A 13753-nucleotide genomic window follows, 5' to 3' on the forward strand; every position below is an offset into this window, starting at 1 on the left:
AGATTCAATGCCACCCCCGTGACAGAAAAGGAATGAATTACGTGACCGCGAACGCACATGTTGGCCATGATGATTGGAACGAGCGCCTTGAGCTGGCGCAGCAGATGATTCCACTCATCCACCAGCTGCACCGCAACAATAACGTTGTCACCACCATCTTCGGCCGCCCGCTGGTGGGGCAGACCGATATCGACATCATCAAGTCTCACCGTTACGGTCGCCGCATTGCGCAGCGCCACCTGTCCACGGCGGAGACCTTGCCAATCCTGGTGGAATTGGCAGACATGAACCTAGGCGCCGCTAGCGTGGATCTGGGCCGCTTGGTTCTGGGCTGGGAGGAGTCCAACGAGGAAAACCTCCGCATGTACCTGGAAGGCGAGCTGTGCGAGATCGTCGGTGCTGGCGTGGATCTGGAAACCACCGACGTCGTGCTCTACGGATTCGGCCGTATCGGCCGCCTGCTGGCCCGCCTGCTCGTCGCCCGCGAGGCAGCTTATGGTGGAGTCCGCCTGCGTGGCATCGTCCTGCGCAAGAAGGGCGATGGGGACATCCTCAAGCGTGCCTCCTTGCTGCGTCGCGATTCCGTCCATGGCGCTTTCAACGGCACCATCTCCGTGGATGAGGAAAATGAGGTCATCTGGGCCAATGGCACCAAGATCCAGATGATCTACGCTAACGATCCTTCCGAGATTGACTACACCTCTTATGGCATCAACAACGCCATCTTGGTGGATAACACCGGCGCGTGGCGCGATCGCGAGGGCCTGTCTCAGCACCTCAAGGCCAAGGGCATCTCTCGCGTGCTTTTGACCGCACCGGGCAAGGGCGATATTAAGAACATCGTCTACGGCATCAATAACGAAAAGATCACCGATGAGGATCAGATCCTCTCCGCCGCATCCTGCACCACCAACGGCATCACCCCGGTACTCAAGGTCATCAACGACCGCTACGGCGTAACCCACGGTCACGTGGAAACGGCGCACTCGTTTACCAATGACCAGAACCTCATCGATAACTACCACAAGGGTGATCGCCGTGGCCGCGCCGCGGGCCTGAACATGGTGCTCACCGCTACCGGTGCTGCTAAGGCTGTGTCTAAGGCCCTGCCGGAATTTGAGGGTAAGCTCACCGGCAACGCCATCCGCGTTCCTACCCCGGACGTGTCCATGGCCGTGCTTAACCTTGAGCTGGAAAAGGAAGTAGAGCGCGATGAGGTCAACGACTTCCTCCGCAACGTTTCCCTGCACTCCGACCTGCGCCAGCAGATTTCCTACATTGCCTCTCCAGAGGTCGTTTCCTCTGACTTCATCGGCAATACCCACGCCGGCATCGTCGACGGCGTTGCTACCATCGCCTCCGGCAAGCACCTCGTGCTTTATGTGTGGTACGACAACGAGTATGGCTACTCCAACCAGGTAGTACGCATCGTAGAAGAACTGGCGGGTACCCGCCCGGTTGTTCTGCCGAAGCGCGTATCTCCTGCTGAGCTTTAAGGCTCAGTGGTCTAAAGCCCGCGGTTATCCGCGGGCTTAAGTCGTTTTCCAGGGCTTAGGGCTAAACGTTTGTGATTCAGCGTGTTGGTGGGGTTAGATTTGGTCTTCTTGGATGCTGATTGAATGGTTGGGGCACCCCAGCCGGTGTAGCTGGGGCCCGACCCCGGAAAGTAGACACGTCGGGGGTTAGCTATGCTGCTTGGGGCACTTCATCTTTACTTGCTGACGCTGATGCTCTCGACGGCATTCAGCTTTATGCCCTCTCGGATGCAATCGAGTCGTATCGTGATGCGGTCATCGCCCAGGAGAATGCTGCCTTTACACCCTCGCGGGGCGAAGACTAATGGCCAAAAGTTCTGGTTCGCGTGGGCAGCGGGTGGGCTATATCCGGGTTTCCACAGTGGAGCAGAATAATCAGCGCCAGAAAGAACTACTCAATGCTTCCGGCAGGATTGACCGGTTCTTTGAGGATAAGATTTCCGGCCGCACCAAGACTGCCCGCCCAGGACTGAGGGAGTGTATGGCGTATGTGCGCGACGGTGACGAGCTTGTCGTGTCGTCGATTGACCGCCTCGCCCGCTCGCTGACAGATCTGCGCGGGATTGTTGATGAACTTACCGGCAAAGGTGTGACTGTTACCTTCCTGCATGAGAATCTTATCTTTGCGAAAGGCACCACGGATCCGCGCGCGGATTTAATGCTCGGCATTTTAGGTTCGTTTGCGGAGTTTGAGCGGGCCATTATCCGTGAACGCCAGGCGGAAGGTATTGCGTTGGCGAAAAAGGCCGGCAAGTACAAAGGCCGCAAACCCGCCCTCACACCCGCCCTCACACCCGACCAAGTAGCGGAGATTAAGCGACGCACACTGGCGGGGGAGTCAAAGGCAGCATTAGCGCGGGAATTTGGAGTTACCCGTCCTACGGTGTATCGGGCGTTGAAAAACGCCTAGAGCGGTGCAGCCGTATCGGTAAATCTGCGCACCTGTCAGTCCCGCCATACGGCAGAAAATACGCTAAAACACCCTCTTGGCACATGCCCGATATGTAGGGAAGTTATTCCGCACAGATTGTTCTCCTGTTATGAAACCCTCGCAATACAGATCGGCCACTCATCCAGTTTGTATTTCATATCACGCATATGAGCATTCCCTTCGTTAATTAGAGAAGGTACTTTTAGGATAAGTGCTTTTCTACAAGTGGGAGACTCTATCGTGCGGAAATACTGGACCAAAAACGCACTAGGCAAGACAATGGCTGCTCTACTTCTAATGGCTAATTTGTCTCAACCAGCTGCCAATGCATCTACCTCTGCCCCTACAGAAGATTTCGGGGTAATCCCAGGAACAGTGGAAAGCTATGACTCTACAGCGGAGGAAATCTTGACAGAAGCTGCCGCTTCGAAGAACCTCGACACTTCTGTCGACTCGGAATTATCTTTCTTTGGAAATAAAGGCCCTTACACTATCGTGTCGCAGTGGACGGATAAAAATGGAAAGCTGGTTTACCTTCGGGAAAAGGCTCGGGCGAAAAACCAGAACAAACACGGTCTATCCATTCGTGCTTCACAAGCTTCAACAAAATATGCGCCAAAAATTAAGCGCTCCGGCGACCGCTATGAATATCGCCTGCCCATGGATCATATTTCCTGCTCAGGTTGGGGACCTTTTAAGAAGTGCCGGAAAGTTGAAACCACAGACATATTAACGGTGGTTGGCTTCAACAAGATAAGGGACGGCAAACCTTACGGAGTTGTAACCACCCACTGCCTTGGCTACCAAGGCCGTTGCCCGCAATGGATTATCAATTCACCGCAGATTAAATAGCAAATGTACAAAACGATGCCTCAATCGTGGGCCACGGAGCTCGCTGGGAAAGACATTTCCGGGAAAGATATGTCCAACTATGACCTGACGGATATCAATCTCGAAGGAAGCATATGCAAAGGATGCTCGTTTCGCGGCTCCATGGTGGCATGGGCTAACTTGAAATCGGCGGATTTCACCGACGCAGATTTTACGAACGCAATTCTTAGCGAGTCAGACCTTCGTGGAGCGACATTAACGCGCGCGAATTTTACGAACGCATATCTGGTACCTGTTACCGCCAGTCCAAGGCAATTCTCTGAATGTACAGGTTGGGATGCAAGTAATGCGATACTTTATAGCCCCTGATTGCGCCTACGCGAATTCCGTTCAAGCCCTACGGTGTATCGGGCGTTGAAAACGCATAGCTACCGCGATGGGGCGGGTGAATATACGCCCCACAGTACATGCCGTATGGCAGGACATATGTGTAGGCATATGGCACAACTACGTTTTAACAGAACGGACACGTATGTGTGAAGTGTTCCAGGTTTTGTTCCGCTTGAGTAGATGGGAAAATCTGGAACATGCCAAGGAAATTTGACCAGGATGCAAAGGACCGTGTGGTCCGTCTCGTGGAAGATCGCATCTTGGCGGAAAACATGTCGATGCAAGCCGCGTGCCAGGAAGTAGCTCCAAAGCTGGGGTCTCGTGGCACACAGCTCGTCAATGGACTTAAGCCTGCCCGGCGTTCGGGAAACATCCCAGAGTCTGTGCCTGAAGATTTGGTCGCCGAAAACGCGAGGCTACGCCGTGAAGATCAAGAGCTACGCGAGAGCAATGAACTTCTGAAGGCTGCCTCAGCTTTTTTCGCGTCGGAACCAGGTCCAAAACGTCGGAAATGATCCGGTTCATCGATGAATACCGGAGTAGTTTTTCTGTCGAGTTCATCTGTAAGACGTTGAAGAATAACCGCGCTGGTGGGCTTATCACCTCGCGTGGGTATCGCCAGTCCAAGGCCCGTGGACTAAGTGCTCGTCGCCTTCGCGATGCTGCGCTGGTCGAACGCATTAGTGCTATTCATCGGGATAATTACGGTGTCTACGGTGTACGGAAAATGTGGCATGCTCTCCGCCGTGACGGAATTGATATCGGTCGTGAACAAACCGCCCGTTTAATGCGCCTGGCCGGTGTTTCTGGCAAAGGCAAAGGCGGATCACCTATCACAACCCGAAAAGCTTAACGTGCCTGATCTGCGCCCGGACTTGGTCGAGCGTGAATTCAAAGCCCCCGGCCCGAACAAGCTGTGGGTGGCTGACATTTGCGTATGTGCGCACGAAGAAAGGCTTTGTGTATGCCGCGTTTGTCACCGACGTTTATTCTCGACGGATCGTTGGGTGGGCGTTATCAGACTCCATGCGCACCGAAGCGTTGCCGCTGCAAGCTCTCAACCAGGCAATCGTGTGTGCTGAGGAAACAACAGGTCTCATTCACCATTCGGATCACGGGTCGCAGTATGTCAGCGTGGTCTACAACGAGCGACTTACCCAGCATGGCATTGCAGCTTCCACCGGAACTGTTGGTGACTCCTATGACAATGCTCTTGCTGAAAACGTTAACGGCTCCTACAAGAACGAGCTGATCCATACCCGCAGGTGGGATGATGTTGTCGAGGTCGAAATCGCGACGCTCAAATGGGTGTCATGGTGGAACGAGACTAGGCTCCACCAAAGCTTGGGATACCGAACCCCGGTCGAGGTGGAAACCGAATTTTGGAAGCAGAACCCGCCACAAGCAATAATAGAAATCAAGGCAAATGCCTAGGAACAAAACTCGGGGCACTTCATTCATTTATTTATCCTTTCTTGCCCCAAAGGCTAAATCCACCTTTGTGAGGTGTTCTGTGTGCGCCTTTTTCAACTAGCTGCATTCTTCCAGTCTCCTGATGGTGGTGCCAGGTCAACCCGTTAGCAGAGCGATACTCTTGCGAGGCTTAGTTAGCCGGCCGCAGCGCTTTAGTTTTAAGCAGCCGGATCACCATCCACGTACCAGCCGTGGCGAAGATTCCTATCAGCACCGTCGCAAGAATATAGCGGGCAGGAGAATCCGCGTTCATGGGCCATGCGGGGAAGGCGATCAACCACAGCGGGGTTCTAGCGAGGACGTCTCCGCCCAAGGTCACGGAGACGATAGTGCAGACGATGCACAGTGCCAGGCCACTCATGATGCCCAGACGAATCACGATGAGAAGAGAGAATACCGAAATAACATATCCCACCCCAATGGCTAGGGGCAGTTGGACGGCCGTCGCCGAAGCTGAGCTGCCAGAAGCACTAAGTGCGAGCGAAGCGCCCACGCATACTGTGGATACTATCCCGAAAAGCCACCAGAGGAGCGCGCTGGAACAATGGCGGGATTCAATGTGGCTGAGTGGCCATACCGGCGCGAGTAATGGCCACACCACAACCGGTAACACACCCGCTCCTACAGGGAGAAGCAGAAAAATAAAGAAGCCCTGGACATAAGTCGGAGGGTAGAAAAGGGCAAGAAATAGCAGTGCCAAGGCACTTAACGCCAAGCAGGCGATAACCGCTGGGCTGCACGCCGCTCGGTGGAGACCAACCAGCGCGCCTACCAAGCGGGGGCGGGCGGTGGCACGCGGTGCTGTGGCCGGGCGCCACGTGGCAGTGGTGCCGCTGGAGACAGCGGTCGTCTGGCCGCGGCGAGGTAAGGCGAGGCGGCGTAGGCGGCGCGGAGTGACGATGGCCGCATATATGCCTACTGCTGCGAGAAGTAGCGTCAGAGCGAGGGCCGGCAGCGGACTTTCTTGCAGGAGTGGATCGCCTGGATCCAAGGGCACGGAATTTTGATGAATATGCAGTGAATGAAGCAAGAGCCGCATGGGCCAAGCTGGTGGAAAAGCCCACCACGTAGGGCCTTCGACGACCTTGGAAGTCACGCTTAAAACCTGCCAGATAACGCTGAGTATTAGTGTCGCGCCAAGGCCATAGCGCCGCGAGCAGGCAGAGGCAAGGCCAGCAATGCCAACAGCACCGAGGAAAGAATAGAGCCCGGCGAGTGCCACAAGGTGGTGCTGTTCGCGGCCTTGTGCGAACACTACTGCCCAGGACACCCCAAAGTTGAGGAGATGGAACGCGCCCAGGCTGGCGACTACTACCACTAAGCGTGCAGTGTGTTCGTAGCGAGTAGTGAGACGGCGCCACCATGTGCCGCCGCCACGGGCGAGAACCTCACGGCGCTCTGTAACTGCGGCAAATACAGCAACGAGCGGCGCGTACATGCCGGTGACAAACATAGATTGCCAGCCGAGAACACCGGTAGCATCCTTAGCCGGGGAAGCGAAAGCAGAAAAGACTATGGTCATTAGCGCAAGCGGTAAGGCGAGAAGAGGCAGCCACTGCACAGCGCTGCCGCGGCTGCGCAGCAACTCTGCCGAAAGGTAGCGCTTAAACATCGGCCTCACCACCCAGAGAGGTGAGGCGGAAGAACTCGGACTCCAATTGGCCGCTGGGGGCAAGCTCCTGCAAGGACCCGGAGTAACGAATGGTGCCCTGAGACAAAATGGTGATGTCGTCGGCCAAATGAAGGACCTCGCCAAGTTGATGAGAACTGACCACAACTGTATGTCCGGCTGCTGCCAAGTCTCGCAGCAAAGTACGCAGCTCCACTATGCCCTGTGGATCAAGACCATTTTGAGGTTCATCCAGAAGAAAGATTTCCGGATCACCTAGCAAAGCCTGCGCCAATGCCAGGCGGGCCTTCATACCGGTGGAAAAGGACTTGGCTTTCTTGGAACCGACCTCGGTGAGTCCCGCAATGGCTAAAACACGCTCTACCTCAGACTCTGGCAGACCTAGCAAGCGGGTATGTACGCGCAGGTTGGCAGCGGCGGAAAGATGCCCGTAAAAGGCGGGCCCGTTCACGGATGCCCCTACGTGGTCGAGTACTTCACGTGACCAAGGAGCACCAGCCACGCGTACTATTCCGGAATCTGCCGGCAGTAGGCCAAGGAAGATGGAAAAGAGGGTGGATTTTCCGGCCCCGTTGCGTCCAAGAATGGCGTGGACTCGGCCAGGGGTGATACGAAAGTCCACATCCCGCAGTACCGCGTGGGAGCCAAAGGATTTGCTGACGCGTTCAAAGGAGATCTCAAAACTCATACCGCCTAGTCTCGCGGCACAGCGCCGCAATAACCTCCGCCTAGGCTATGGACCTTAGCGCGAAGTTCTCCTACCACGGTAGGAGGCTTAGGCGATGCCAGCCTTTTGCGCCAAGAGCACTAGAGCTACGCGGTCGCGTGCAGCCAATTTGGAAAGCAGAGAGGAAATATGTGTTTTGACAGTCGTATCCGCGATGACCATTTCACGGGCAATCTCCGCGTTGGTGGCACCGCGGGCGATGAGGGCTAAGACTTCTCGCTCGCGACGGGTGACAAGGCTTAAGCCCTGGCGCTCTTGCGCGCTCAGCTCCCCGCGCGCAATTGCGGCGCGGTAGGTCTGCAAAACTGGGCCGGTTACCTTAGCAGCTAGGACCGATTCGCCCTTGGCGACGTCCCGGACTGCCCCCGCTAACACCTCCGGATCCGCATCTTTGAGGAGGAACCCATGCGCGCCAGCGGCGATAGATTGAGCCACCAATTCTTCTTCATTAAACGTGGTGAGCATGATGATTCGGCATTCGGGGACGCGGGAAAGAATTGCTTGGGCCGCTGAGATGCCGTCCATTCCCGGCATTCGGATGTCTAGGATGGCTACGTCAGTGCGGTGGCTCAACGCTGCGGTGACGGCTTCGGAGCCGGTATTGGCGGTGGCCACGACCTCAATGTCATCCTGAGCGTTAAGGATGGTAGACAATGCGGCAACTAGCATCGCTTGGTCATCGGCGAGTAGGACACGAATCTTAGACACGGCTTTCCTTCTACAAGGGTAGTTCGGCATGCAGGATGAACTTTGTTGCATCACCCGAGCGCTCTAGTCTTCCGCCCAACGCGTGGGCGCGCTCTTCGACGCCAATGAGGCCAACTCCGCTGCCAGTAACTTCGCTGGGAGTCGGGGAGGGATTGGTAGAGGTTAGGGTGATCTGGGCGGCGTCGGCAAGCGCGAGCTCTACTTCTACGTGCGTGCCGGGGCCTTGGTGGCGTAGCGCATTGGTCAGGCCTTCAGAAATGATACGTACCAAGGCCAATTGCGTCAGGGCGGGCGCTTCGTAAGTCTCTGGTAAGTCCGCTGCAATTTCTAAGCCCGCCGCGCGGAACCCATCGATAATTCCCTCGATGTGATCAAGCTGCTCTGTCGGCTTGAGAGCGGAAGGACCGGTGCTCCGCAGTGCCGTGACGATGCCGCGAACCTCTTCCAATGCAGAATCCGCGCCATCACGGATAGTGGCCAGAGCTTCCTGGGCAGCCTCACTATCTACACGCCCGGCAATGATCCCGGCATTCGCCTGAACCTTGATCAAAGTAAGAGAATGCGCGAGTACATCGTGCAATTCCCTAGCAATGAGCAGGCGCTCTTCTTCTTGGGCTTGGTGGAAACGCTCCTGGGCTAGCCGCTCGCGCTGGCGTGCCAGGTCGAAGTAGCGTGCGGCGATGAAGTAGGTGCTGCCCAAAACCGCCCAATGCACCACCACCATGGCCAGATAACGGCGGTCTATCTGGTAGTGCAGCAGGAATGACTCCGGATCAATGCGCCACATGACGGGCGAGATGAAGGAGCCAAGAATCGTCAGCGCCAGCACCGTGCGGGGAATAATGCGGCGCCCCACGTAGCGGGAGGTCGCATACACCGCCATGGGGGCAGTCAGGGCCCAAGGGGTAAGCCCTAGATTGGTGGGCAGCTGGCTCATCCAAGCCACGGCCCATGCCGCGAGCAGCACAATAAAGCCCGTGGCGCTGAGCACGGGACGGCTCCGCCAGATCCACATAAATGGCAGGAATAGCAACGATAGTCCCGCCTGAATAATCTCAATTATGTTGGGATTCTTCGCGGCAGAAATCACATAAAACAGCGCAATGAGCACCGCCACCGCGGTGAGGATTTTATCCCCTAAGCGCGCTTGCGCGACGGTGTCAGTGCTCATAAAGGAAGATAGTAATACAGCCCTTGCTGCTACTTCTTCTTATCCTTCTTCTTGCCCTTCTTGGACGTCTTCTTTGCCGTCTTCTGCTCGGACTTACGCTCCAGCTTGGCAGCGACGTCCGGCACGTAGCGGAACTCTTCGCGGGCGGGGCGCTCATAGGTTTCGCCATCGGAATCTGGGCGCTGCGGGATCTCCGGCATCTCGCGCTCGATCTTCTCGTATGGAATGGTGCTCAGCAGGTGCGAGATGACGTTGATACGCGAGCGCTTCTTGTCTTCAGATTCCACGGTGTACCACGGTGCGGTTGGGGTATCGGTGTGGATGAACATCGCATCCTTGGCACGGGAGTAGTCCTCCCAGCGGGTAATGGACTGCAGATCCATAGGGGAGAGCTTCCAACGGCGCAGCGGATCGTTGCGGCGGGATTCAAAGCGCTTGATCTGCTCCTCATCGGAGACAGAGAACCAGTACTTGCGCAGCATGATGCCGTCTTCTACCAGCATCTGCTCAAAGGTGGGTGCTTGGTGCAGGAAGCGGACGTATTCCTGATCGGTGCAAAAGCCCATGACGCGCTCGACACCGGCGCGGTTGTACCAGGAGCGGTCAAAGATGACGATTTCGCCCTTGGTGGGCAGCTTTTCCACGTAGCGCTGGAAGTACCACTGGCCCTGTTCGCGAGAGTTCGGTGCGGGCAGCGCCTCGATGCGGCAGGTTCGCGGATTGAGGTACTGGGTGATGCGCTTAATCGCGGAGCCCTTGCCGGCGGCGTCGCGGCCTTCCATGATGATGACTACGCGGGCGCCGGTTTCAACGACCCACTGCTGCATGTCCACGAGCTCTGCTTGGAGGCGCTCGAGCTCCTTCTCGTAGGCCTTCTTGTTGAGTTTCTTAGGGGCTTTACTGCTTTTTGTGCTCATTAATACAGCTTAACCGGCGCAAGCGGCTGGGATGAAAACGCTACCGCCCACTTTGGAGTGAGAACCTGGGCACAGCTTAGGAACAAGTACAGCCGGGGCCGCAGCCGGGCTCTCCATAGCGGGTGGTATTAGAAATATGCCCCAAGCCTTCGACGGCGATGGTGACGTTTTGGCCATCCTCGATAAATTGCTGCGGGGTGCGGGCAAAACCCACGCCTTCTGGCGTGCCGGTAACGATGACGTCGCCCGGATTGAGTGGATAGAGCTGCGAGCAGAACTCAATGAGCTCAGCTACGGAAAAGATGAGGTCATCGGTATTATCGCGCTGCCTCTCTTCACCGTCTACGGTAGTGGTGAGCACAGCTCCGGACCCCGGTGACCACTCATCCGCGGTGGTAAGCCAAGGGCCGAAGCCGGCGGTGCGATAAAAGGATTTACCGGCATGGAACTGGCTAGTCTGGCGTTGGAAGTCACGCAGCGTGTAGTCATTCATGATGGCGTAGCCCGCCACATAATTTAGCGCCTCGTCGCGGCAGACGCGGTGGGCGCGCTCGCCGATGATGACCGCCAACTCACCTTCATAATCCAGCTTCTGTGTGCCATATTCGGGAATGAAGACATCATCATAGGGGCCGGTGAGGGCGTCGGCGAACTTGATGAACAAGGTGGGATGTTCGGGGAATTCGCGTCCCATCTCGCGGATGTGCTTGGCGTAATTGAGCCCCACGCAGATGACCTTGCCGGGAGCTGGCACGACGGCTTCCAAATCAGCGTGGTCAAAGACCACGGGCTCGCCGGAAAGCTGGGCGGCCTTGCGCCAATCTTCGCTGCGCAGCAGCTGGCCCACGTCCTCATAATCCAACTCAACTCCCACGTTATCGCCGTCGATGCGGATAGCGGAAGTTCCAAAGCCAGTGCGTAGGGTAGCCAATTTCATGGCGACTATCCTACGCGCAAGATTTCCTCGACCGCGTCGGCGCAAAGGATGGGGATTTCTGCCTTTTCTTGCTTTGCCCAAGGCTTGAGCACAAACGAAGCAGGGTCCATGCGCCCCGGTGGGCGCCCGATTCCTACCGAAAGGCGCTGATAGTCTTTGGTGCCCAGGGACTTTGTGGTTGAACGCAACCCATTGTGGCCATGGTCGCCGCCGCCTTGGCGGAGCTTAATGGTGCCGAAATCGAGCTCTAGCTCATCGTGAACAACGATGATGTCGGCGGCGGAGAGATGAAAGTATTGGGCCAAAGCTTTGATCGGCCCGCCGGAAAGGTTCATAAAGGACCGTGGCTTTGCGCAGATAATCTTGCGGCCGCCAGCTATGCCCTCGGCGACTTCGGTGTTGGTCTTTTTGTGCACTGAAAAGCTGCTCATGAGCTCTCCTGCGAGTTCATCTGCCACATCGAAGCCGATATTGTGCCGGGTGCCTGCGTACTTGGGGCCGGGGTTGCCAAGGCCTACTACGAGAAGTGGAGTCACGCGCTCAATTGTCTCATAGGCAGAGAGAAAAACGGCAAGGCCGCCGCGAGAAGCGAATCTCACGGCGGCCTATGCGTGTGAAGGGGAGGGAATTACTCCTCGGAGTCGGAGGACTCTTCGCCCTCATCGACGGACTCGGCGCCAGCGTCAGCGCCGCCTTCCTCAGCAGCCTCGGCTGCTTCCTCGAGCTCTTCATCAACCTCAGGCAGGGAGATGGAGACGATAACGGTGTCTTCCTCTGCCACCAGGGTGGTGTCTTCCGGCATGGTGACGTCGCCAGCGGTGATAACTGCGCCGTCCTCGAGGCCCTCGATGGAAACCTCGATCTCCTCCGGAATGTTCAGTACGTCTGCCTCAACCAGCAGTACGTCAGCATCCTGGATGTGCATGGTGCCTGGGGCCGGCTCGCCGGTCAGGGTAACCGGAACCTCAACCTCAACCTTCTCGCCGCGCTTAATAGCCAGCAGGTCAACGTGGTCGATGTCGAAGGTCAGGACGTTCTGGTCAACGTGCTTAACCATGGTCAGGTACTGCTCGCCGTCGATCTCCAGCTCCAGAACGGCGTTGACGCCGTTGTTGCGGACGAGGGACTGGATGTCCAGCAGCGGAACTGCGAAGTGGACCGGCTCCTGATGAGAACCGTAGATGACGCCAGGAACCTTCCACTCGCGGCGCAGGCGGCGTGCGACACCCTTGCCAAATTCGGTACGTGCTTCAGCCTTAATTACTGGGCGCTGTGCCATGCTTCATTCTCCTTAGTTAAAGTAGTGCGGCGCGGCCAACGCGATAAAACGACGAAAGCCTGCCGATGGACGTCTTGGACGAGTCATCGCAGGCGTATATAAAAAGCAACATGCTCTAACTTCAATCGCGTCGATAACGGCTTCCTCATCCTGAGGTCGCCCTCGCCGAGACTGAGTTAGATTAGCACGCGCACCAGAAGCAAATCAAAAGCCGCCGAGGGAAATCTCGGCGGCTCTGCGCTTAGGCGCGATCGAAAAGGGTGGTCACGGAACCATTCTCAAAGATCTCGTGGATGGTCTGTGCCAAAAGCGGTGCAATGGACAGCACCGTGAGGTTGGACCAGCCCTCGGTGGACTGCGGGAGGGTATCGGTGGTGATAACTTCCTCCGCGCCGCACTCGGACAGGCGCTCGCGGGCTGGATCGGAGAAGACGCCGTGGGTGCAGGCGATGATGACCTTCTTCGCACCGGCGTCCTTCAGAACGCGCACGGCGCCGGCGATGGTGCCACCGGTGTCAATCATGTCGTCGAGAAGCACGCAGTCCTTGCCCTCTACATCGCCGACCACGCGGTTGGACACCGTCTTATTGGCCTCGGTGTTGGAGCGGGTCTTGTGTACGAAGGCCAGCGGGGCATCGCCCAAGTCATGGGCCCACTTTTCCGCGACCTTCACGCGGCCAGCATCGGGGGAGACCACGGTGATGTTATCGGTGGCGTACTTGGACTTGATGTAATCGGTCAGGATGGGCTGAGCGTGCATGTGATCAACCGGGCCATCGAAGAAGCCCTGGATCTGATCGGTGTGCAGGTCCACGGAGACGATGCGGTCCGCGCCGGCTGCCTGCAGTAGGTCTGCCACTAGGCGAGCGGAAATCGGCTCGCGGCCCAAGTGCTTCTTATCCTGGCGTGCATATGGGTAGAAGGGGAGGATGGCAGTGATGCGCTTCGCGGAGCCACGCTTGAGAGCATCGATCATGATGAGTTGCTCCACCAGCCACTTATTGAGCGGCTGGGTGTGAGACTGCATTACGAAGCAGTCGGCGCCACGCACGGACTCTTCAAAGCGGATAAAGATTTCGCCATTAGCGAAGTCGCGGGCTGTAGTAGGAACCAGATCGGTCTTGAGCTCCTTAGCCACAGCCTCCGCCAACTCTGGGTGTGCACGCCCAGAGAAGAGCTTCATGTTCTTGCTGCTACCAGTTACCTTGCCAGTCATGGGAGAAT

13 protein-coding genes and 2 pseudogenes are annotated in these 13753 nt (G+C 56.8%); 5 read left to right on the forward strand and 10 right to left on the reverse strand.

Going from position 1 to position 13753, the window contains the following annotated elements:
- Window positions 1–41: 41 nt before the first annotated feature.
- From RAE09_RS05050 to RAE09_RS05065, 5 genes and pseudogenes are all read left to right on the forward strand, one after another.
- The gene (locus RAE09_RS05050; RefSeq protein ID WP_394371996.1) at window positions 42–1496 is read left to right on the forward strand and encodes a glyceraldehyde-3-phosphate dehydrogenase; all 1455 of its coding nucleotides are present in this window, start codon (window positions 42–44) and stop codon (window positions 1494–1496) included.
- Between the two features lie 343 nt (window positions 1497–1839).
- Entirely contained in the window at window positions 1840–2445 is a 606-nt protein-coding gene (locus tag RAE09_RS05055) for a recombinase family protein (protein ID WP_316981120.1), read from the forward strand.
- A gap of 318 nt (window positions 2446–2763) precedes the next feature.
- Entirely contained in the window at window positions 2764–3318 is a 555-nt protein-coding gene (locus tag RAE09_RS05060) for a hypothetical protein (protein WP_239274536.1), read from the forward strand.
- Between the two features lie 69 nt (window positions 3319–3387).
- A complete protein-coding gene (locus tag RAE09_RS11910; protein ID WP_179386264.1) occupies window positions 3388–3666 on the forward strand; it encodes a pentapeptide repeat-containing protein in 279 nt (92 codons plus the stop codon).
- 218 nt (window positions 3667–3884) lie between these two features.
- Window positions 3885–5121, forward strand: a pseudogene (locus RAE09_RS05065) (IS3 family transposase).
- Between the two features lie 31 nt (window positions 5122–5152).
- On the opposite strand, the pseudogene RAE09_RS11915 reads toward RAE09_RS05065, so the two are convergent.
- From RAE09_RS11915 to RAE09_RS05110, 10 genes and pseudogenes are all read right to left on the reverse strand, one after another.
- Window positions 5153–5272, reverse strand: a pseudogene (locus RAE09_RS11915) (HNH endonuclease); the annotation flags it as partial.
- 18 nt (window positions 5273–5290) lie between these two features.
- Window positions 5291–6772, reverse strand: coding sequence for an ABC-2 family transporter permease (locus RAE09_RS05070; RefSeq protein ID WP_316981121.1), 1482 nt, complete (start codon window positions 6770–6772; stop codon window positions 5291–5293).
- Complete coding sequence (locus RAE09_RS05075) at window positions 6765–7478, reverse strand: ATP-binding cassette domain-containing protein (RefSeq protein WP_316981122.1); 714 nt, start codon at window positions 7476–7478, stop codon at window positions 6765–6767. Before RAE09_RS05075 ends, RAE09_RS05070 begins: the two co-directional genes overlap by 8 nt.
- Window positions 7479–7565: 87 nt before the next feature.
- Window positions 7566–8225 carry a response regulator transcription factor gene (locus tag RAE09_RS05080; protein WP_316981123.1) on the reverse strand — a complete coding sequence of 220 codons (660 nt, stop codon included), beginning with the start codon at window positions 8223–8225 and terminating at the stop codon, window positions 7566–7568.
- A gap of 10 nt (window positions 8226–8235) precedes the next feature.
- Complete coding sequence (locus RAE09_RS05085; RefSeq protein ID WP_316981124.1) at window positions 8236–9396, reverse strand: sensor histidine kinase; 1161 nt, start codon at window positions 9394–9396, stop codon at window positions 8236–8238.
- 29 nt (window positions 9397–9425) lie between these two features.
- Complete coding sequence (gene ppk2, locus RAE09_RS05090; protein WP_150851573.1) at window positions 9426–10313, reverse strand: polyphosphate kinase 2; 888 nt, start codon at window positions 10311–10313, stop codon at window positions 9426–9428.
- 76 nt (window positions 10314–10389) lie between these two features.
- The gene (locus RAE09_RS05095) at window positions 10390–11250 is read right to left on the reverse strand and encodes a fumarylacetoacetate hydrolase family protein (protein ID WP_150851572.1); all 861 of its coding nucleotides are present in this window, start codon (window positions 11248–11250) and stop codon (window positions 10390–10392) included.
- A gap of 5 nt (window positions 11251–11255) precedes the next feature.
- Window positions 11256–11786 (reverse strand): aminoacyl-tRNA hydrolase, encoded by a 531-nt coding sequence (gene pth, locus RAE09_RS05100; RefSeq protein ID WP_250413239.1) that lies wholly within the window; start codon window positions 11784–11786, stop codon window positions 11256–11258.
- Window positions 11787–11878: 92 nt separating this feature from the next.
- Window positions 11879–12529, reverse strand: coding sequence for a 50S ribosomal protein L25/general stress protein Ctc (locus tag RAE09_RS05105; RefSeq protein WP_204609683.1), 651 nt, complete (start codon window positions 12527–12529; stop codon window positions 11879–11881).
- A gap of 241 nt (window positions 12530–12770) precedes the next feature.
- A complete protein-coding gene (locus RAE09_RS05110; protein WP_005323655.1) occupies window positions 12771–13745 on the reverse strand; it encodes a ribose-phosphate diphosphokinase in 975 nt (324 codons plus the stop codon).
- Window positions 13746–13753: the final 8 nt, after the last annotated feature.

Origin of the sequence: Corynebacterium tuberculostearicum, assembly GCF_032821615.1 — a bacterium.
In the GTDB taxonomy this organism is placed as follows: domain Bacteria; phylum Actinomycetota; class Actinomycetes; order Mycobacteriales; family Mycobacteriaceae; genus Corynebacterium; species Corynebacterium tuberculostearicum_H.

What these genes read in the sequence shown, in the direction of transcription:
- RAE09_RS05060 (WP_239274536.1), top strand. Translation starts at nt 2,764, where the DNA reads ATGGCTAATTTGTCTCAACCAGCTGCCAATGCATCTACCTCTGCCCCT.
- RAE09_RS05110 (WP_005323655.1), bottom strand. Translation starts at nt 13,745, where the DNA reads ATGACTGGCAAGGTAACTGGTAGCAGCAAGAACATGAAGCTCTTCTCT.
- RAE09_RS05055 (WP_316981120.1), top strand. Translation starts at nt 1,840, where the DNA reads ATGGCCAAAAGTTCTGGTTCGCGTGGGCAGCGGGTGGGCTATATCCGG.
- ppk2 (WP_150851573.1), bottom strand. Translation starts at nt 10,313, where the DNA reads ATGAGCACAAAAAGCAGTAAAGCCCCTAAGAAACTCAACAAGAAGGCC.
- RAE09_RS05085 (WP_316981124.1), bottom strand. Translation starts at nt 9,396, where the DNA reads ATGAGCACTGACACCGTCGCGCAAGCGCGCTTAGGGGATAAAATCCTC.
- RAE09_RS05105 (WP_204609683.1), bottom strand. Translation starts at nt 12,529, where the DNA reads ATGGCACAGCGCCCAGTAATTAAGGCTGAAGCACGTACCGAATTTGGC.
- RAE09_RS05075 (WP_316981122.1), bottom strand. Translation starts at nt 7,478, where the DNA reads ATGAGTTTTGAGATCTCCTTTGAACGCGTCAGCAAATCCTTTGGCTCC.
- RAE09_RS05095 (WP_150851572.1), bottom strand. Translation starts at nt 11,250, where the DNA reads ATGAAATTGGCTACCCTACGCACTGGCTTTGGAACTTCCGCTATCCGC.
- RAE09_RS11910 (WP_179386264.1), top strand. Translation starts at nt 3,388, where the DNA reads ATGTCCAACTATGACCTGACGGATATCAATCTCGAAGGAAGCATATGC.
- RAE09_RS05070 (WP_316981121.1), bottom strand. Translation starts at nt 6,772, where the DNA reads ATGTTTAAGCGCTACCTTTCGGCAGAGTTGCTGCGCAGCCGCGGCAGC.